This is a genomic window from Tateyamaria sp. 7Alg 36 (assembly GCF_059882455.1).
The window spans coordinates 2,816,388-2,836,030 of record NZ_CM187613.1; the positions used below are offsets into that span (position 1 = coordinate 2,816,388).

Here is a 19,643-nt window from a genome sequence, read left to right on the forward strand (position 1 = left end):
GCAAAGGGAAACCAAAGGGAGGAAACCCACATGAAAACTTTTCTGAAAGGCGCAATTGCTGCCGGTGCAATGGCTGTTGCCGCACCTGCCGTAGCTCAGGATATTTCGGTCGTTGTACACGGTCAGGCGAACGACGCGTTCTGGTCTGTCGTCAAGGCTGGCGTTGATCAGGCGGCTGCCGACACGGGCGCGAACGTCTCGTACAACTCGCCCGAGACATTCGACATGGTTCTGATGTCCCAGCTGATCGACGCCGCCGTGAACGAAGAGCCCGACGGGCTGGTCATCTCGTTCCCCGACCCAGATGCGCTTGGGCCATCGGTCGAGCGTGCGATCGCAGCCGGTATTCCTGTTGTGACCATCAACGCAGGTGGCGCGCAGGGTAAAGAACTGGGTGCGCTGATGCATGTTGGTCAGGACGAGTATGACGCAGGTGTTGCCGCTGGTAAGGCACTGGCCGACATGGGCGGCACCAACGCGCTTTGCGTCAACCAAGAGGTCGGTAACATCTCTCTCGACCAGCGTTGCGCCGGTTTCGAGGAAGGCTTTGGCGGTACAGTGACCGTTCTGCCAACCACAAACGATCCTGCCGAAATCGAATCCAAAGTGGCCGCTGCACTGGCGTCTGACGAAAGCGTCGACACTGTCATGGCCCTGGGCGCATCCACAGCCGGTGAACCTTCGGTCGCGGCTGTCAAAGCATCCGGTCGTGACGTGAACGTCGCAACCTTCGACTTGTCCGCAGGCTTCCTGCAGTCCGTCGTCGATGGCGATGCGGCCTTCGCTCTGGACCAGCAGCAATACCTGCAAGGCTACCTCGCCGTGTCCATCATGGCGCTGCAAGGCAAGTACGGCCTGATGCCAGGTGGTGACGTTGCTTCGGGTCCGAACCTCATCACGGCTGACAAGGCCGCTCAGGTGATCGAACTGTCGTCTCAGGGCATCCGCTAAGCTTCGGCTGCATGCAAAAACGGGTGGCGCGACGACCGCGCCACCCTCGCCAATAAGGGAAGAGGGACATGACCGACACATCGACAAATGCAACACAGGATGAACGGATAAAGGCCGAATCCTTTATCTCGCGCCTAATGAAACGACCCGAGCTTGGCGCCATCGCGGGTGTCGTTCTGGTTACCGTTTTCTTTCTTGTCACCGCGGATTCCGCGATGTTCACAGCCTCGGGGATCATAAACTTCCTGACACCCGCAGCCCAGCTTGGCATTCTGGCCATCGGCGCGGCGATGTTGATGATCGGGGGCGAATTCGACCTGTCCATCGGGTCCATGGTTGCCTTTGCGGGCCTGTTCTTTGGGGTCTGCGTCATGGTCTGGGGCCTGCCATTGGTTGTGGCGATCCCGCTGACATTCCTGTTTTCGGCATGCGTCGGGGCGATCAACGGCGTGATCGTCATCCGTTCCGGCCTGCCTTCCTTTATCGTGACACTCGCCTTCCTGTTCATCCTGCGCGGCCTGTCGCTGGTGGGGCTAAAATGGGCCTCTGGTGGGTCGACCCAGTTGCGCGGCATCCGCGAAGCGACCGAAAACGACTGGCTCGCCCCTGTCTTTTCTGGCGACGCCCTTCCTGGCCTGTTTGCATGGCTGGCTGAACTCGGGCTGGTCGAGACATTCAAGAACGGCACACCCAAGGTCACCGGCATTCCGGTCGAAATCCTGTGGTTCATCGTGCTGGCACTGGTTGCGACCTACATCCTGCTGCGCACACCTGCGGGTAACTGGATCTTTGCTGCGGGCGGTGACGCCACAGCGGCCTCGAACTCCGGCGTGCCGGTCCACCGGATCAAGATTTCCCTGTTCATGGTCACGGCCTGCTGCGCCGCCATGGTTGCGATCATCACAGTGATCGACGCAGGCTCCACCGATGCGCGGCGCGGGTTCCAGAAGGAATTCGAGGCCATCATCGCCGCTGTGATCGGGGGCTGTCTGCTGACGGGCGGATATGGTTCGGCCATCGGTGCCTTCTTCGGCTCTATCATCTTCGGCATGGTGGTGATCGGCCTGACCTATACGGGCTTTGATCAGGACTGGTTCCAGGTGTTCCTGGGCGGCATGCTCTTGATCGCGGTTCTGTTCAACAATGCCATTCGCAAGCGCGTCACGGGGGAGCGTTGATATGACTGACGATAGCACATTCCATCACGGCGAAGTTGACGACAGCGTTGCCCCGATTGTCCAGATGAAGGACATCCAGAAGCACTTTGGCAATATCATCGCACTGGCCGGTGTCAGCTTTGATATCCGCCCCGGTGAATGCCACTGCCTTTTGGGTGACAACGGTGCCGGCAAATCGACCTTCATCAAGACGATGTCGGGCGTGCACCAGCCAACCCATGGCGAGATTCTGTTCGAAGGCAAACCGATGAGCTTTGCCACACCTCGGGACTCGATGGAGGCAGGTATCGCCACCGTGTTTCAGGATCTTGCGATGATCCCGCTGATGTCGGTGGCGCGCAACTTCTTCATGGGGCGCGAACCGACAAAGGGCCGCGCGCTGACCAAACGGTTCGACGTGGACCGCGCCAACGAGATCACGATGACAGAGATGCGCAAGATGGGCATCAACCTGCGTGGTCCCGATCAGGCGGTTGGCACCTTGTCCGGCGGTGAACGCCAGACCGTGGCGATTGCTCGCGCGGTCTATTTCGGGGCCAAGGTTCTGATCCTTGATGAACCGACCTCGGCGCTTGGTGTCCGGCAGACGTCCAACGTTTTGGCGACCATCGACAAGGTCCGCTCGCAAGGGGTGGGTGTGGTTTTCATCAGCCACAACGTCCGGCACGCGCTGGCGGTGGGGGACAGGTTCACTGTCCTTAACCGTGGCAAAACGCTGGGCACCGCCAAACGAGGCGAGATCAGCCCCGAAGAACTGCAAGACCTCATGGCCGGTGGCCAAGAGATGGCGCAGCTTGAAGGATCATTGGGCGGCACGGTCTAAGACCGCCCCAACCAACACCATTCGGTTCCTCCCAAGAACACGAAATGGTAAGCGGGGCTGGCGGGTACTTTCCCACCAGCCCCGTGAAAATCTAATGCGAACCACAGGTGCGTCACATGGCAAAACTCGACCTCATTACCATTGGCCGGTCCTCGGTGGATCTCTACGGCGCGCAAATCGGCGGGCGGTTGGAGGACATGGGATCGTTCGACAAGTATATCGGCGGCTCTCCGACCAACATCGCCTGCGGCACGGCCCGTCTGGGCCTGAAATCGGCGGTGATCACCGGTGTCGGCGATGAACATATGGGGCGGTTCATTACCGAACAGCTTGCCCGCGAAGGGGTGAATACCGACGGGGTCAAAGTGGACCCTGACCGCCTGACCGCACTGGTGCTGCTGGGTATTCGTGACAGTGAACAGTTCCCGTTGATCTTCTACCGCGAGGATTGTGCGGATATGGGCCTGACGGTCGATGACGTGGACGAGGATTTCATAACCTCGGCCCGCGCCGTGGTGGCCACAGGCACACATCTAAGCAACCCGCAGGTCGAGGCGGCAACACTCAAGGCGCTGGAGATCGCCCGCTCCAACAATATGCAGACCGCGCTTGATATCGACTATCGCCCCAACCTGTGGGGTGTGGCGGGGCACGGCGACGGCGAAAGCCGCTTTGTGGAAAGCGTGGCCGTGACGGCCAAGTTGCAGGCGACGCTGCACCTGTTCGACCTGATTGTCGGCACCGAAGAAGAATTCCATATCGCGGGCGGATCAACCAACACCATCGAAGCCCTGCGTGCCGTGCGCGCCGTGTCCGGTGCGACACTGGTGTGCAAGCGCGGTGCCGATGGCGCGGTGGCGTTCGAAGGCGCCATTCCCGACACGCTGGATGAAGGGCAGGCCGGTCCCGGTTTCCCCATCGAAGTGTTCAACGTACTGGGCGCGGGCGACGGGTTCATGTCCGGCTTGCTGAAAGGCTGGCTTGATGGCGAGGATTGGCCAACAGCCCTGAAATACGCCAATGCCTGCGGTGCCTTCGCGGTCAGCCGCCATGGCTGCACCCCCGCCTATCCAAGCTGGGAAGAACTGCAATTCTTCTTTGAACGCGGGATCAAGCGCCCCGATCTGCGCAACGATGTCGAGCTTGAGCAGGTCCATTGGGCGACGAACCGCCACGGCGACTGGTCCTCGGTCAAGACCTTTGCCTTTGACCACCGCCTGCAACTTGAAGAGATGGACGGCTATACCCGCGAAAAGGGCGGCGCGTTCAAGGAACTCTGCCTTCAGGCCGCGCTTGAGGTGCAGGACGGCAAGCCGGGCTATGGCATTCTGTGCGACAACCGCATTGGGCGCACGGCCCTGCACCGCGCCAGCGGCAGTGGCCTTTGGATCGGTCGCCCGACTGAATTGCCAGGTTCTCGCCCTATCGAATTCGAACCGGAACTGGGCGAAGACCTTGGCCAGCTGCGCGAATGGGCGCGCGAGAATGTCGTGAAGCTGCTGGTGTTCTGCCACCCTGACGACGACGACAAAACCGCCGCGATGCAGGTTGCACGGGTCAAGCGCCTGTTTACCGCCGCACGTCGCAACGGGCTGGAATTCCTGCTGGAGATCATTCCCTCCAAGGTTGGCCCTGTGGATGACGACACCTCGGCCACGCTGATCCAGACCTTCTATGACGCGGGCGTCTATCCCGACTGGTGGAAGCTTGAACCGTTCAAGACCGAAGCCGCATGGGCCAATGCCGTTGCCGCGATTGAACGCAACGATCCGCGCGTGCGTGGCATTGTGGTGCTGGGCCTCGACGCGCCCGAAGCGGAACTGGCGGCAAGCTTTGCGCTGGCGGCGAAACAGCCGCTGGTCAAAGGTTTCGCCGTTGGCCGCACGATTTTTGGCGATGCCGCACGCGCATGGCTGAAAGGGGAAATGGCAGATGATGCCGCTGTTGCGCAGATGGTTGAACGTTACACGCGCCTCTGCGACATCTGGGATACGGCACGGGCAGATGCCCGCCTGAACAGGGAGTAATTTCGATGGTCAAGACGATCCGGCTGACAGCGGCGCAGGCCATGGTGCGCTATATCGCGGCACAAATGGGCCCCGACGGCACACGCTTTATTGAAGGCTGCTGGGCGATTTTCGGGCACGGCAACGTGGTTGGCATTGGCGAGGCGCTGCACGCCCACAAGGACAGCTTTCCAACGTGGCGCGGCCATAACGAACAGACCATGGCCCACGCGGCCATCGCCTATGCCAAACAGTCGGGCCGTCGCAAGGCGATGGCGGTAACGTCCTCCATCGGGCCGGGTGCGGCCAATATGGTGACGGCGGCGGCGCTGGCCCATGTGAACCGCTTACCCGTCCTGTTGATCCCGGGTGAGGTGTTTGCCGACCGTGGTCCCGATCCGGTGCTGCAACAGATCGAGGATTGGAGCGATGGCACCGTCACCGTGAATGACGCGTTCAAGCCGGTGACACGCTATTTCGACCGCATCACGCGGCCCGAACAGTTGCTCACCGCCTTGCCGCGCGCCTTCCGCGTGATGACCGACCCTGCCGAATGCGGTCCGGTCTGCCTCAGCTTTTGTCAGGATGTGCAGGCCGAGGCGTTCGATTATCCCGAAAGCTTCTTTGAACCGAAGGTCTGGCGTCAGCGCCGTATGCGCCCCGATGCGGACGAATTGGCCGACGTGGCCGACATCATCCGCGCCGCAAAACGCCCCGTGATCGTGGCCGGTGGCGGCGTGCATTACGCACAGGCGACAGATGCACTGGCCACCTTTGCCGAGGCACACAACATCCCCGTGACCGAAACGCAGGCGGGCAAATCGGCCCTCCCATGGGATCACCCGCTGAACCTTGGCCCCATCGGGGTGACAGGGGGCGAAGCGGCCAACACGGTCTGCGCAGAGGCGGACGTGGTGATCGGTGTCGGCACCCGTTTTCAGGATTTCACCACCGGATCGTGGGGCCTGTTTGCCAACCCTGCGCGCAAGCTGATTTCGCTGAACGTGGCGGCCTATGACGCGATGAAACACGGTGCGGTGCCGTTGCAGGCGGACGCACTGGTAGGCTTGGGCGAGTTGGGCGACAGCCTTGGTTCCTATACGTCCCCCGGGGCGATTGATGGGCTGAAGGACGACTGGTTCGGCAAGGTCGATCCGTTGACGAACGCGCCCGAGGACAGCAACCAACTGCCCACCGACATGCAGGTGATCGGCGCGGTGCAACGTGCGGCAACCGATGACACTGCCGTCATGTGCGCCGCAGGCACCATGCCGGGCGAGTTGCACAAACTGTGGAAATCCTCGCGGCCCATGTCCTATCACATGGAATACGGGTTCAGCTGCATGGGTTACGAGATCGCCGGTGCGATGGGCATCAAGATGGCGGACCCCGCACGCGACGTGATCTGCTTTACCGGCGATGGCACTTATATGATGGCCAACTCGGAAATGGCGACAGCGGCGATGATGGGCATCCCGTTCACCGTCGTGATCACCGACAACCGAGGCTATGGCTGCATCAACCGGCTGCAAATGGGCACCGGCGGTGCCGAGTTCAACAACCTGCTGGACCACGCCATTGGCGGCGAGAATTCCAATATCGACTTCGCCAAACATGCCGAATCCATGGGCGCGGTCAGCGTCAAGGTCAGCACGATCGCGGAGCTGGAAGCAGCACTGGCCAAACGGTTCGACGCCAAGGGCCCCTATGTCATCGTGATCGACACCGATCCTTACCCGTCCACCGAACATGGCGGCACATGGTGGGAAGTCGGCGTTCCCGAAGTCAGCGAACGTGCCGAAGTGAACGCGGCACGCGCCGCATATGAAGCCAACAAGAAACAACAAAGGGCAGACTGATGGCTGTGAAAATCGGCATTTCTTTGATCGCGTGGCAGAACGACGACCTGCCAGAGCTGACCAAGGACTACACCACCGAAGGTGCGATGGAGGACGCGGCGAAGATCGGCTATACCGGTGTCGAACGTGGCCGCCGGATGCCTGCCGACACCGAAGGCCTGCGCGAATATCTTGACCGCTATGGCGTGTCGCTGTGTGGCGGCTGGTGCTCGGGCAACCTGATGGTCAGCCCTGTCGAAGAAGAACAGGCCGCGATCCGCCAGCAGGTCGAACAGTTCGCCGCCCTGAATGCGCCCTGTATCGTTTATGCCGAATGCTCCAACACCATTCAGGGCATGATCAACACCCCTGTCAGCCAGCGTCCCAAACTGTCCCGCGACGAGGTGATGGCCTATGCCGCGAAACTGTCGGAAGTTGCCAAATGGTCCGCCGATCAGGGCGTCGCGCTCAGCTATCACCACCACATGGGGGCGATGGTGCAGGATGCCGAAGACATTGATTGGCTGATGGAGGGATCAAGCGACGATCTGACCCTTCTTTATGATACCGGCCACTTGCACTTTGCCGGTGCCGATCCGGTTGCGGTGTTGGACAAATGGGGCCACCGTGTGCACCACGTCCACTTCAAGGATGTACGACAGCCCGTACTGGACTGGGTCAACGGCGAAGATAAAAGCTTTCTCGACGGGGTTGCGGCGGGTGTCTACTCGGTGCCCGGCGACAAGGAAGGCTGCATCGACTTTCAGGCCATCACCGACAAGCTCAAAGCAATGGATTACCACGGATGGATCGTGGTCGAGGCGGAACAGGATCCGGCCAAGGCCCCGCCGTTCGAATATTCCAAGCTGGGCTTTGACCACATCACCGAAATCTGCGGCCGCTCCGGCCTCACAATAGAGAAGTAGTTCCCATGCCTGATCTTTTGAGAAAACCCTTTGGCACACGCGGCAAAGTCCACGAGATCACACCGCAAAGCGCGGGCTGGCGCTATGTCGGGTTCTCGCTTTATCGCCTCAAGGCGGGTGATACCGCTGCCGAAGTGACGGGCGACCGCGAGGTCATTCTGGTGATGGTCGAGGGTAAGGCCAAGATCAACGGCGCGGGCCAGGACTGGGGCGTGCTGGGCGACCGGATGAACGTATTTGAAAAGACCCCGCCGCATTGCCTGTATCTACCAAACGGCACCGAATGGGACGCTGTGGCAGAAACCGATTGTGTGCTGGCGGTCTGCTCCGCTCCGGGCATGGGCGGTCACGAGGCACGTCGCATCGGCCCTGATGGCATTACCCTGACCGAACGCGGCAAGGGCACCAACACGCGCCACATCAACAATATCGCGATGGAGAACGAGGACTATTGCGACAGCCTGCTAGTGACCGAGGTGTTCACCCCCGCTGGCAACTGGTCGTCCTATCCAAGCCACCGTCACGACGAAGACGACTATCCGCGCATCACCTATCTGGAAGAAACCTATTACCACCGTCTGAACCCTGCTGACGGTTTCGGTATTCAGCGCGTCTATACCGATGACGGGCAGTTGGACGAAACCATGGCGACCAGCGATGGCGACGTGGTTCTGGTGCCACGCGGCCACCACCCGTGCGGCGCACCTTACGGGTTCGAAATGTATTACCTAAACGTTATGGCTGGCCCCAAGCGCAAGTGGCGCTTTGTACCCGCCCCGCCGGTTGAGTGGATCATGGAACGGGACGCCTAAGGGCTTTCGCTAAGGCGGCAAGGTGCGCGTGACGGCGCGCTGTTATCCGCCAGACAGAGCCGAAAGGCCGCCGCGCAATGCGGCACACCATTTCCGGATCGGGCGGCAGGGCCGTGCGATCCGATGACCGGCCCCCGCGCACTGCATCCGCAGCCTTCGCGACGGGGCCACACGGCAAATTTCGTCCACAGCACAATAGAAGATGAGGCACCGGATATGACTGCACTTTTCGAACTCGCCGCCTGCGCAGAGATGTTGTGGCAGGACAAACCGATCGCGTGGCGCGCGGCTAAACTGCACGAGATGGGCTTTGGCGTCGGTCTGTGGAACTGGCCCGCGTGGGACATTGATGCGCTGGAAAAGACAGGTGCCAACTTCACCATTATGAACGGCTATCTCAAAGGGCGTTTGGCCGATGACGAAGGGGCCGAGATGCTGCTGCGCTCAGCGCGCGAAACGGTGCAGGTCGGCAAGCGGTTGAACGTGGACCGTCTGAACCTGCACGGCACGGGCCTTGGCGATGGCGGTATTCCGATCTGGCAACATGATGTGACGACGGGGGCAATGTGGCTTAAGGCGCGCGACACGCTGCACCGCATCTGCGATCTGGCCGAGGAGGAGGGCGTGGTATTCACGCTGGAGAACCTCAACCCGCTGGACCATCCCGGCTGTCCGTTCGGCACGACCGAGGATGTGCTGGCGCTGGTGTCGGCAGTGGACCGGCCACAATTGCGGATCAACCTTGATTTGTATCACACGCAGATTGGCGAAGGCGACCTGATCCGCTGGTGCGAAAAATGTTTGCCGTGGATCGGCGAGGTACAGGTGGCCGACAATCCGGGCAGGTTCGAACCCGGCACAGGCGAGATAAACTATGCCGCCGTGGCGCGGGCGCTTGTGGATATGGGATATAGTGGTCCGGTCGCCATGGAAGCTTTTGCGCAAGGCGATGACGTCGCCGCTTTGGAAGCCTTCAGTGCGGCCTTTACCCTCTGACGCCCTGAGCCGCCTGCGCGGTTCAAACAAAAAAGCGGGCCTTCGGGAAATCAATTCCGAAGGCCCGACACGAGGGGTGTTTGTTGCGTGAGTGGCGACTGTAAAACCTGCGCCCGTGTGGTCCGGCCGTGGCCCAACCCATTTTTGCACTGAGCCGCCCGTTGGACGGTTCGGCACTGCATTGCCCCCGAAACGGGGAACAACACAAACGGGTCCGTCAGCGGGGGAGACACCGACGGACCCAAGCAGGAGGCCTTAAGCGGCTTCCTTGTCCTTGACCAGAGCGGTCTGCATCGCGGCGGCGGCGGCTGCCACTTCTGCCTTGATCTCTGGCGATGTGACCGACTGTGTTTCTGTGTCGAAATGCTCGGCGAACGGGCCGAACTGGAAGCCCGCAACGATGTTGCCGCCATAGAACGGGAAGCCGGACATCGCAGACGCATGAACGTTGCGCCCGCCCATCGGACCGGGCGAGGTGGCGGTCAGGATCATCGGCTTGTTCTGGAACATTTTCATCTCGATGCGGCTGGTCCAGTCAAAGATGTTCTTGAACGCGGTCGCGTAGCTGCCGTTATATTCGGCCAGCGAGATGACCAGACCATCGGACGCGCCGATCTTGGCGAAAAAGTCATGTGCCTGTTGCGGGATGCCAGCGGCCTGACGCGCAGGGCTGTAGATCGGCATCTCGTAATCGTTAAGGTCCAGAACCTCGATCTCGACCGCTGTGGCGGCGGTGTCTTTCACCACATTGGCGACGTGTTTGGCCACTTGCAGGTTGATCGACTCGGCGCTGTTGCTGCCTGCGAGTACGGTAAGTTTGTATGGTTGTGTCATGGTATGTCTCCTATCTTGAAGGGGGGATTAGGCTGCTGTGCGGCCAAGTGTTGCGGGGATCTGATCGCGGTGCAGGTAGAGGACCGCCGTGCAGATCAGGCCAAGGATCACGGCGGGTAGGCCGCTCGCCGCGCCCAGCACAAACAGGTGCGCAAGAACCGCGCCCACCATGGTCGCGCCCAGCAGGGCCGCGCCAAGGGCTTGGCGGCGTGGAAGCCACAAAAGAACCGCACTGCCGACCTCAATCGCGCCGGTCACATAGCGGAACCACTGGCCCACACCGATGGCGTCATAGGTGGCAACCATCATCTCTACGCCAGCCAGTTTGGCGAGGCCCGCCGCCACAAAGGCAACTGTCAAAAGGGCACGCAGACCCAATGAGAGATTTTTCATGTCCAAGCTCCGGAACGCTGTTTGTCGTTGAGTGGCAATTAGGCGGCGATGCTCGGTTACTCAATGCGCAGAAATGTACAGTGCCTGCGCGCAAATCGCGCATAAGGGGTCTGGGTGACTTCAAAACATGCGTGAGGGCAGGCGCAAATCGGCCCGTTCGACGTGCGTTTTGTCGGGGGCATTAGTCGTAGTGAAACGTAAAAAACGCAAAATGCCGGACCGCGCGAGGAGGACACGCGGCCCGACGAGGTAAGCCGAAAGCGGATCAGAGATCGCTGATCGGCGTTGCCTTGATCGCGGGCCATTGGGCGTGGGCCCCTGCGATGACGCCCGCACGATCCTCAAGATATTTGTCAAAGATCGCTTGGTTCACGAACAGGTACAGCTTGCCATCCACGATGTCGGCATAGCGCACGTCGCCATCAAGCTTTTTGCCGACCTTGACGCCAAAGGCGCAGAACCCGCCGAACTGGGGCAGCATCAGCGCAGGGTCCGCATCAAAAGCCGCCTTGGTTTCTGCCGAAGCGAAATAGTAATCCACCCCGTCATATTCGGAGGTGAACGCAGCCTGCCCGATGGCGGGCGCGTCGGCCTTGAACATCGAAACGGGGTCAAACCCGTGCAGGCCCAGCGGGTGGCCCGTCAAGGTCAGGCCGTTGTTCACGTTGTACTCGTCCGCGGCAAAGGCCAGAGGCGCGACGCAGATCAGGGCGGCAGACAGGGTGGCGGTCAGGAAGTGTTTGGTCATGGTTTCAGTCCTTCTTGGGTTGGTATGGAATGGCGAAAGGGCGGGCAGCGTCAGGCGCCGCGCGCGATGCGGGTCACGGCGTCGTCCGTCCACCAGACGCCGTTCGCGACCATGCGGAAGTTGATGATCGCGGCGAGGTATCCGTCGCCCTCGGGCACTTTCGCGCCCGCAGTGGCGTCGCGCACCACGGCAACTTCAAAGCCTAGTTCCAGCAGGTCATAAAGATGCGCCTGCGTGCATAGGTTGGCCGACATGCCCGCAAGGATCACTTTGTCGATGCCGCGTTTGCGCAATTGCAGGTTCAGGTCGTTCTGCGCAGGGCTGTAGACCTTGTGCGGCGAACAGATGACGGTTTTGCCGTCTTCGATGTATTTCTTGTACTGCGGCATCCAGTCCGCGCCCGAACCATCAAAGCCTGTGAGGTCCAGCGCGCCGGGGCGGTCGAACATGCCGATGGCGTGCATGGTCTTTTCCAGCGTGCCTTCGAACTGCCAATTGTGGTCATGCGGGTAGTAGTAGTGTGGCGAGATGAAGACCGGCATGTCCGCGTCTTTGGCAGCTTTGAACAGGCGTTCGATGTTGTCCACGGTGCCCTGTTCGGTGACGCTTTCTCCGACGACACCCCATGTGACACCGTCCTCAGACAGAAAGTCGATTTGCGGGTCGGTCACCACAAGGGCCGTGCGGCCTGGCACAATCTCCATATCGATCTGCGGCAGGCCGGGGTTCTTGGGGTCGGCATAAAGCGCGCGCGCTTCGGGCGTTGCGGCAGTTGCGGAACCGGCGGCGACAGCAGCGGCCGCAAAGCCCGTAACGGCGGCCCCTGCCAGAAGGCGGCGGCGAGCCGCATCCACTTTTTCCGGTGCGATGTCGCAGCCGCAGGATGTGTGATCGTGTTGTTTCATGGTGTGTACTCCTTTTCAGGTTGGGTTTGCCGCTGCGCCATTGCGCGGCGACAGCGGGGGGTGGCCCCGCAAGACATGCGGGGTCGGGCGCGGCACTGAGGTGCCGCTTTAGGGTCGTCGGGAGAGGGGAAAGGGCGGTTTTGGGGCGGCGTTAATCCGGTGCGGGATCCGGCAGGGCGCAGGCGCAGACAGTTGCGATGGGGCTAAGGTCGTCGGTGCGGACGGGTGCGCCGTAGGTCGGGGCGGACATGATGATCAGTGTCGCAATCGCGCCTGTGGTCAGCGCGCCCGCCACCACAGACACCCAAAGGGCAAGTATGCCGTGCGCGTCACCCTTGCGCGGCAGGGATGTGAACATCAGGTGCGGGGCACGGCGGGGGGCAGGGTGTTGCATGATCTGTGCCTTTCGGGTTGTCCGCGTGGCCTGCACATCTGGCCAGTGTCGCGGGGGGCGTCGTTTTGATGTGATGCAGTCAGGTTAGACCGTCATCCCCCGCATCGTATCGGCCCCGTCTGCCAGCCTTTGGGCCGCGCCTGCCAAGCTGCATGGCGCGGGCAGTCGGGCGGCATTGCGGAACTGCGCGGGGGTCTGCCCGACGCGGCGCTTGAAAGCGCGGCCAAAGCTGCTTTGCTCGGCAAAGCCGGTGAGGAAGGCGACCTCGGCCAATGTGCAATCACGACGCTGCAACAACTCGCGCGCCAGACTGATCTGTACATCCCGCACCACGTCGCGATAGGTCGTGCCCTCTTCGGCGAGGTGGCGGAAAAAGCTGCGCTCGCTCATGCCCAGTTCGTGCGCCAGCGCCGCGGCCTGTGGCACGCCGGTGCTGAGTGTTTTCGGTAAGCGGCGGAACAAGTCGGTGCGCAAACGCGGCGCGGGGCGCATGGCCCTGAGTGCTTGATCCAGATGCTGTGTCAGAAAGTCCGAGATCGCGGCATCCCCGATACGGTTTTTGACGTCCAGCATATGGCGCGGCATTACGACCGCATCCTGCGGCGCGTCAAATTCTACCGGACATCCGAAATGCGCGGCATAGCGGTCGGGATCGTCGGGGCAGGCATGGCGGAAGGTCACGCGCTCAATCTCCAGCCCCTCGGCAACGAACCCATGCAGATTGCGCATCACAGCGGCTAGCGCGCATTCGTTTCGCAAGGTCAGGGCAGGGTGATCGGGCGTTCGGCTTTCCAGTACCAGTGCCGCCTGCGTGCTGTCCCGATGCAGCCGGTACACAGCCGTATCGCTCAGCAGGCGGAAATAGCGTTCAAGCCGGATCAGGGATGCACCCAAGGTCGGTGCGCTTTTCAGGGCCAGCCCCAGCACGCCAAGGGCATCGGGGCGGATCGCATCGGCATAGCGCGCCACAAGACCCACGCGGTCGGGATGGGCAGCGGCAATGGCCTCAATCAGGCCGAACTGAGTTTGTTCGTCAATATGTGCGCCGGTCAGGGGCGGCATCTCGTGCATCGTGCGGCCGTTCGACAGAACCTGCCCATCGGGGGTAAGGGTCCATCCCGCCGCTGAAATAAGGGCGTGGACAAAGGAAACGGTGACAGATGGCATGGCAATCTCCTCTCTTTCTGAAATGCGAATTGTCTCAATGAAAAACCGCGCCCGAAAGGATCGGACGCGGCGCTTGTCGGTCAGGATGAGCTGTGCAGTTCTGCCTCAAGCTCTTCGATACGGGCCAGAAGGCGATCAATCTCGCCCCCGTATTCGGCATCGGTACGACGAAGCGGAATGTGTTTGGGGCAGTTCCAGTCAAACCCCGCCACGCGGATCACGATCGCCTGTTCGGCCACTGGCCCGTCGGACGGGTTCAGTTGCGCGATCACGGTCGGGTCTTCGGTAATCTGCGCATGCCCCAGCAATTTCAGCCGCCGACGCTGCGCAAAATCGATGGCGAGGATCGACACGCGGTCATCAAGGCGCAAGTTGCCGGTCGAGATATACTGCCTGTTGCCGCGATAGTCGGCATAGGCGACGGTTTGCGGGTCGATCACCTTCAGGAACCCCGGAGCGCCACCACGGAACTGGACATAGGGCCAGCCGCTTTCGCTGACGGTCGATTGAAAGAACCCGTCGCGCGCTGCTAGGAACGACGCCTCGCGCGCGGTCAGATGCGCGCCGCGCAGGGGGCTGCCTTCGGGGTCGGGCGCATAGATATGATCCGATCCGTGGCGCACCTGTTCTGCGCGCACGGCGGGGGTAAAGGCGATATCCGCATAGGCATTGGCCATGATCGCCCCCTTACAGCCCGAGTTCGCTAAGGCTTGGGTGGTCATCGGGGCGACGGCCCAGCGGCCAGTGCATCAGCCGCTCGTCCTCTTTGATCGGCAGGTCATTGATCGATGCGATGCGCCGTTGCATGCGCCCGTCAGGGGCGAATTCCCAGTTTTCGTTGCCATAGGCCCGAAACCACGCGCCGTCCGCATCGCGGTATTCATAGGCAAAGCGCACGGCGATGCGGTTGCCGTCATAGGCCCACAATTCCTTGATCAGCCGGTAGTCATGTTCGCGTTCCCATTTTCGGGTCAGGAAATCGACAATGAGGGCGTGGCCCGAAAACTGTTCGGTGCGGTTTCGCCACTGGCTATCAGGCGTATAGGCGCGCGCGACGGCCTCGGGCTGCTGCCCGTTCCATGCGTCTTCGGCCAGACGGACCTTTTGTGCTGCGGTTTCCGAGGTGAAGGGGGGAAGCGGGGGGCGTGTCATCTTGGGGTCCTGTATGTGCAGGCGGTTTGCGCTGCGTGGTTGCGAGTGGGGCGGGGTGCGCCCTGCCTTTAAGGGTATACAGATCGGTATACCTTGCAACACCCATTCACACGTATGTGACACGGAACAGCCGGAGAATGAGCGTTGTATTGCACTGCATTCTGGGCCATAAGCAGACAGAACTGTCTGATAACAGGAGAAAAGCTGTTGGCGTCCCGTCGCGATGATCTTGTCGAAACTGCCCTGCAACTTTTTTACGTGCACGGCTTCAACGCCACCGGCATTGACCGGATTCTGCGCGAATCGGGGGTGGCAAAGATGACGCTCTACAAACACTTCCGCTCCAAGGACGAGTTGATCCTCGCCGCGCTGCAACTGCGTGATGAACGGTTCCGCAACTGGCTGATGAGCGAGATGGAGAAAGCCTCGGCCGACCCCGAACAGCGGCTGCTGGCGATGTTCGACGCGCTCGAGGTCTGGTTTCAGGGTGCAGCGTTTAAGGATATGGGGTTTTCTGGCTGTGCCTTTATCAATGCGGCCAGCGAGTTTTCCGATCACGGCCACCCCGCCCATCGCATCGCCGCAGAACATAAACGGCGCATCGTGGACTATCTGGAAAAGACCTGTGCCGAGGCAAAGTTCCCCGACCCTAAGGCTATGGCCGAACAACTTGCCCTGCTGAAAGAGGGGGCGATTTCCACCGCCCATGTGCGCGATATGCAAGAGGCCGCGCAGATGGCCAAGGAAATGGCGCGCGCGCTGATGGGCCGTGCGCGTGGTGAATAGCGGCCAGAATGTGGCACGCGCAAAGGCCAACAAATGACCACTGTGACCTTTGCGCACTAGCCAAGGGGGGCTGCGCGTTTTAAGCCAGACCTGCTCGGGGGGGCACACTCAATTCAGGATGGCCTGATGTTTCGAATTTTCGCGGCTTTGCTTGCCGCATCCGTGTCCATAGCTTCTGTCGCTGAAGCGCAAGAGCGGTCGCGCCTTGGATACGGGCGCTTGATCACCAACGACTTTTTCGGCGATGGCGAGGATCGCTGGCGCACGGGCGGTGTCCAGTCCTCTCGCATCTGGGGACCGGAATGGACGGGCGTGGCACCTGCGCAATTCGGCCAGCTGCTTGAGCTGCGACTAGGGGCCGAGATCATTGCCCCCGACGATATCCGCAACGTCTCACCTTCGGACCGGTCCTATGCAGGCGCGATTTCGGTCGGGCTGCACACCCATTTCCAGCGCGGTCTGATGGAATATTCCGTCGGCGGTGACGTGGTGTTTATCGGGCCGCAAACCAAGCTGGACGAATTTCAGGACGCGTTCCACGATGCGTTCAACATTCCGCGCCCCTCCGATGCGGTGCGCGACAACCAGATTGGCAACGCGATCAACCCGACAGCGGTGTTCGAAATCGGGCGCAGCATGCCCGTGGGTGCGCGCAGCGTCGTGCGTCCCTTCGTCGAAGGGCGGGCGGGGAACGAAACTTTGCTGCGCGCAGGGTTTGACCTGACCATCGGTGATCTGGGGCGGGGCGAGTTGCTGGTGCGCGACAGCGTGTCGGGCCACCGCTATCGCACGGTGCAAGCGGACTGGAGCGGTTTCAGCTTTGTCTTCGGGGCCGATATCGCCGCCGTCGCCGATAGCGCCTTTCTGCCCGATGGGGGCAATGTCGCCCTGTCGGATACCCGCGAACGGCTGCGCGCAGGCATGTCTTGGCGCAGCGAAGCAGGCATCACCGGCTTTTACGGACTGACCTATCTGGGCGAGGAATTCGAAGGCCAGACCGAGGGTCAGGTCGTCGGTTCGGTCCGGTTGCGGGTGGCGTTCTAGGGGCGGCACACCGTCCCGCCTGCATCGTTGTCAGGTCAACTTTAGCGGGAAATACCTCAACGTAAGCGTGTAGATCGTTGAAAAGTAACGAATATTTTGTCTTCTCAGGTCCGCCTGAAAATGTTAACGTTTGATTAATAAAAAAAGACAAGGCAGGCATACAGGCAATGGGAACGGGCTTTCGAGGCACGTTTGTCATCTCCTGGTCGCAAACAGAAATAGACGGTCTTGAGGCCGCACCCATGCCGTCCCTTACGGTCGGCGCAGCTTGGTCATGGCGCGGAGATTCTCTGCGTGTGGACGGGCCGCGGGATGTTTTGCGTCTGGATAAGGCAGATGGAAGAGATGCGATGCGGCGGCGTGCTGCGCGCATGGTGCATCGGTTGGTTGGCGCGGCGGTGGACAACACGCCACTGCCCGACCTTGATACCGATGACACGCAGGTCATGGCGGATAACAGTTTCGTCGTTACCGACGGTGCCAAGAGTTATACAGTGACAGTGATCGAGGCGCGTCAGGGCGGGACACCGCTGTTGATGTTCATCGACGATATTCCGCCGCGTGATACCGATCTTTGGGTGATGCACCACACGCTGAACACCGCGCGGGGCGATGGCATGGGCGCCGGGGCGGGCGGGGTCATCTGCTTTACACCTGGCACGTGGATCGACACGCCTGATGGCGCGCACCCGATCGAGGCACTGCGCGAGGGCGATCAGGTCTGGACCAAGGACAACGGCCCGCAGGAAATCCAGTGGGTGGGCAGCCGCCGCATGACCGGCGCGCGCCTGTTTGCGATGCCGCGTTTGCGCCCTGTGCGTATTGCGACCGGTGCTTTGGGCGTCGAGCGGCCCGATCAGGAACTGCTTGTGTCGCCGGATCACCGGATGCTGGTCGAAGGCGCGGTGGCGCGTGATCTGTTCAATGTGGACGAAGTGCTGGTGGCCGCCAAGGATCTGATCAACGGCACGACAATCACCGTCGATCTGCAAGCGCGTGAAGTGACCTATATCCACCTGCTGTTGCCCAGCCATCAAGTGCTGCGTGCCAATGGTGTTGAAACCGAGAGTTTCCATCCCGCCAATACGGCGCTGTCCACTTTGGCGGTGCCGGACCGTACGCGTCTGCTGGACCGCCTGCCGGATCTGGAGTTCGACCCGCACACCTATGGTGCCTATGCGCGCCGTAACCTTAACGCCAGCGAGGCCGCATTGCTGCGCCATGCGGCGTAGGCGTCGGGTTGTAGGCGGTGCCGCTGCTATGGTGGCGTCGCGCTTGTCTGGGCGGCGGTGACTTTTGGGGCTCTGCCCCGGTGCTGCGCACCTCCCCGGGATTTTTTGGAACAGAGAAGATGGGCCTCAGGAGAAGCCGGGGGTGTTCCTGTCTGCGGGACGACGGGCGAGGTGTTTGGCCTTGATCGTTTCGGAGGTGTCGCGGGTGCCGTCATGGCTCCACCCCGGAGGGGCGAAGGCGTACATGGCCCGTTCGCGCCATGTGAGGCCGCGTTGGGTGACGTCGCGCCAGATGCCGATCCATTCATGGAATGCCACGCGGATCGGGTTGAACGTGCCAAGGTTCTCGACAAGACCGTAGTCGGGCTTTTCCTCTTCGAGTTCGGGGACGAACGTGCCGAACAAGCGGTCCCAGACAATGAAGACACCGGCATAGTTCGCATCCAGGTAGCGCGGGTTGCGCCCGTGGTGGACGCGGTGGTGCGAGGGGGTGTTCATGATCGCCTCGACCCAGCGGGGCAGTTTGCCGATGGCTTCGGTGTGGATCCAGAACTGGTAGATCAGGTTCAGCCCGCCGCAGAACAGCACCATGGCGGGGTGGAAGCCCAAAAGGATCAGCGGGGCGCGCACCACCATCATGAAGGTGAAAGTGCCTGTCCATGTCTGGCGCAGGGCGGTGGTGAGATTGTAGTGCTGGGACGAGTGGTGATTGACATGGCTGGCCCAGACCCAGCGGATGCGGTGGCCGAACCTGTGCACCCAGTAATAGCGCAGATCGTCCAGCACAAAGCACAGTACCACCACCCAGAGCGAGGTGCCCAGATCAAACGGGGTCAGTGCCCAGAGCCACAGGAAAAATCCCCATGCGATAAAGCCGAGCAGGATGCCGGATGCCACGTTGCCTGCGCCCATGATCAGAGACGTCACCGCGTCACGTGTTTCGTATCGCCCGCCGCGCCCCTTCATTACGATCCAAGTGAGTTCGATCGCGATGGCGGCGATAAAGAACGGCACCGCCAATTGCACCACGTCGGGATAGGTCAGGTCGCTCATCATGTTTGTGTCATCCAGTTGGCCCACTCTTCCTTATCCTGCGCCGAGAGGTTCAGCCGGATAGACGGGGCGGTGTAATCCTTGCGCCGTAGCGTGACGGTGGTGCCGCGTGTTGCGATCTGTTCGGTGCCGTCCAGCATGCGCGCACAGGTGTCGGCCCCCATTTGCCACAGGATGCCGCGTCCTGCGTCGGTCGTGACGCGGGCGGCGCGTTTGTCGCTGCTGAGGGTGATGTCGCGCACGATGTCGTCGGGGCGGTGGCGCAGCCATGTGTCGTGTGCGGATTGTTCGGTAAATGTCGGGGCGTTGGACAGGCCCAACAGATGCAGTGCCAGCGCGATGCCAGCAATGCCGCCGATCACCAGTGAAAGCAGTATTGGCAATGGCATGTGATCCCTCTCCCTT

The 19,643-nt window shown here is 61.3% G+C and carries 21 protein-coding genes; 11 read left to right on the forward strand and 10 right to left on the reverse strand.

Translation table 11 applies throughout. The features are described from left to right. The first annotated feature begins 30 nt into the window (after positions 1 to 30). The 8 genes from AC6GQJ_RS13690 (at position 31) to AC6GQJ_RS13725 (ending at position 9,530) form a co-directional block, all read left to right on the forward strand. Complete coding sequence (locus tag AC6GQJ_RS13690; RefSeq protein ID WP_500769164.1) at positions 31 to 951, forward strand: sugar ABC transporter substrate-binding protein; 921 nt, start codon at positions 31 to 33, stop codon at positions 949 to 951. A 68-nt stretch (positions 952 to 1,019) separates the two neighbouring features. Beyond that, positions 1,020 to 2,129, forward strand: a complete 1,110-nt coding sequence (locus AC6GQJ_RS13695; protein WP_500769166.1) for an ABC transporter permease — start codon at positions 1,020 to 1,022, stop codon at positions 2,127 to 2,129. 1 nt (position 2,130) lies between these two features. After that, positions 2,131 to 2,952 (forward strand): ATP-binding cassette domain-containing protein, encoded by an 822-nt coding sequence (locus AC6GQJ_RS13700; protein WP_500769168.1) that lies wholly within the window; start codon positions 2,131 to 2,133, stop codon positions 2,950 to 2,952. Between the two features lie 116 nt (positions 2,953 to 3,068). Then, positions 3,069 to 4,979: a bifunctional 5-dehydro-2-deoxygluconokinase/5-dehydro-2-deoxyphosphogluconate aldolase gene (locus AC6GQJ_RS13705; protein ID WP_500769170.1), complete on the forward strand. Its 1,911-nt coding sequence runs from the start codon at positions 3,069 to 3,071 to the stop codon at positions 4,977 to 4,979. 5 nt (positions 4,980 to 4,984) lie between these two features. After that, on the forward strand, positions 4,985 to 6,817 hold the full coding sequence (gene iolD / locus AC6GQJ_RS13710) for a 3D-(3,5/4)-trihydroxycyclohexane-1,2-dione acylhydrolase (decyclizing) (protein WP_500769172.1): 1,833 nt from the start codon (positions 4,985 to 4,987) through the stop codon (positions 6,815 to 6,817). Then, entirely contained in the window at positions 6,817 to 7,722 is a 906-nt protein-coding gene (gene iolE / locus AC6GQJ_RS13715; RefSeq protein ID WP_500769174.1) for a myo-inosose-2 dehydratase, read from the forward strand. The genes iolD and iolE overlap by 1 nt, the downstream gene beginning before the upstream one ends. 5 nt (positions 7,723 to 7,727) lie before the next feature. Further along, on the forward strand, positions 7,728 to 8,534 hold the full coding sequence (gene iolB / locus AC6GQJ_RS13720; protein ID WP_500769176.1) for a 5-deoxy-glucuronate isomerase: 807 nt from the start codon (positions 7,728 to 7,730) through the stop codon (positions 8,532 to 8,534). Between the two features lie 216 nt (positions 8,535 to 8,750). Beyond that, positions 8,751 to 9,530 (forward strand): TIM barrel protein, encoded by a 780-nt coding sequence (locus AC6GQJ_RS13725; protein WP_500769178.1) that lies wholly within the window; start codon positions 8,751 to 8,753, stop codon positions 9,528 to 9,530. Between the two features lie 255 nt (positions 9,531 to 9,785). Here the strand turns inward: AC6GQJ_RS13725 and AC6GQJ_RS13730 are convergent, their stop codons facing one another. The 8 genes from AC6GQJ_RS13730 to AC6GQJ_RS13765 form a co-directional block, all read right to left on the reverse strand. Then, positions 9,786 to 10,364, reverse strand: a complete 579-nt coding sequence (locus AC6GQJ_RS13730) for an NADPH-dependent FMN reductase (RefSeq protein ID WP_500769180.1) — start codon at positions 10,362 to 10,364, stop codon at positions 9,786 to 9,788. Positions 10,365 to 10,391: 27 nt separating this feature from the next. Continuing rightward, the gene (locus tag AC6GQJ_RS13735) at positions 10,392 to 10,757 is read right to left on the reverse strand and encodes a DoxX family protein (protein WP_500769182.1); all 366 of its coding nucleotides are present in this window, start codon (positions 10,755 to 10,757) and stop codon (positions 10,392 to 10,394) included. Positions 10,758 to 11,022: 265 nt separating this feature from the next. After that, positions 11,023 to 11,505: a YHS domain-containing (seleno)protein gene (locus tag AC6GQJ_RS13740; RefSeq protein ID WP_500769184.1), complete on the reverse strand. Its 483-nt coding sequence runs from the start codon at positions 11,503 to 11,505 to the stop codon at positions 11,023 to 11,025. A 50-nt stretch (positions 11,506 to 11,555) separates the two neighbouring features. After that, complete coding sequence (locus AC6GQJ_RS13745; RefSeq protein WP_500769186.1) at positions 11,556 to 12,410, reverse strand: cysteine hydrolase family protein; 855 nt, start codon at positions 12,408 to 12,410, stop codon at positions 11,556 to 11,558. Positions 12,411 to 12,561: 151 nt separating this feature from the next. Further along, on the reverse strand, positions 12,562 to 12,804 hold the full coding sequence (locus AC6GQJ_RS13750; protein ID WP_500769188.1) for a hypothetical protein: 243 nt from the start codon (positions 12,802 to 12,804) through the stop codon (positions 12,562 to 12,564). Between the two features lie 84 nt (positions 12,805 to 12,888). Beyond that, entirely contained in the window at positions 12,889 to 13,971 is a 1,083-nt protein-coding gene (locus tag AC6GQJ_RS13755) for an AraC family transcriptional regulator (protein WP_500769190.1), read from the reverse strand. Positions 13,972 to 14,051: 80 nt separating this feature from the next. Continuing rightward, positions 14,052 to 14,648, reverse strand: a complete 597-nt coding sequence (locus AC6GQJ_RS13760) for a pyridoxamine 5'-phosphate oxidase family protein (protein ID WP_500769192.1) — start codon at positions 14,646 to 14,648, stop codon at positions 14,052 to 14,054. Positions 14,649 to 14,658: 10 nt separating this feature from the next. Then, on the reverse strand, positions 14,659 to 15,123 hold the full coding sequence (locus AC6GQJ_RS13765; protein ID WP_500769194.1) for a nuclear transport factor 2 family protein: 465 nt from the start codon (positions 15,121 to 15,123) through the stop codon (positions 14,659 to 14,661). A gap of 207 nt (positions 15,124 to 15,330) precedes the next feature. Between AC6GQJ_RS13765 and AC6GQJ_RS13770 the strand changes: the two genes are divergently transcribed. The 3 genes from AC6GQJ_RS13770 (at position 15,331) to AC6GQJ_RS13780 (ending at position 18,185) form a co-directional block, all read left to right on the forward strand. Next, positions 15,331 to 15,909: a TetR/AcrR family transcriptional regulator gene (locus tag AC6GQJ_RS13770; protein WP_500769196.1), complete on the forward strand. Its 579-nt coding sequence runs from the start codon at positions 15,331 to 15,333 to the stop codon at positions 15,907 to 15,909. Positions 15,910 to 16,035: 126 nt separating this feature from the next. Continuing rightward, entirely contained in the window at positions 16,036 to 16,953 is a 918-nt protein-coding gene (locus AC6GQJ_RS13775) for a lipid A-modifier LpxR family protein (protein WP_500769198.1), read from the forward strand. A 167-nt stretch (positions 16,954 to 17,120) separates the two neighbouring features. Further along, complete coding sequence (locus AC6GQJ_RS13780) at positions 17,121 to 18,185, forward strand: Hint domain-containing protein (protein WP_500769200.1); 1,065 nt, start codon at positions 17,121 to 17,123, stop codon at positions 18,183 to 18,185. Positions 18,186 to 18,311: 126 nt separating this feature from the next. Here AC6GQJ_RS13780 and AC6GQJ_RS13785 read toward each other — a convergent pair whose 3' ends face one another. Both AC6GQJ_RS13785 and AC6GQJ_RS13790 read right to left on the reverse strand, forming a co-directional pair. Continuing rightward, complete coding sequence (locus AC6GQJ_RS13785; RefSeq protein WP_500773927.1) at positions 18,312 to 19,241, reverse strand: sterol desaturase family protein; 930 nt, start codon at positions 19,239 to 19,241, stop codon at positions 18,312 to 18,314. Next, positions 19,238 to 19,627 (reverse strand): hypothetical protein, encoded by a 390-nt coding sequence (locus AC6GQJ_RS13790; RefSeq protein ID WP_500769202.1) that lies wholly within the window; start codon positions 19,625 to 19,627, stop codon positions 19,238 to 19,240. Before AC6GQJ_RS13790 ends, AC6GQJ_RS13785 begins: the two co-directional genes overlap by 4 nt. Between the last annotated feature and the right edge of the window lie 16 nt (positions 19,628 to 19,643).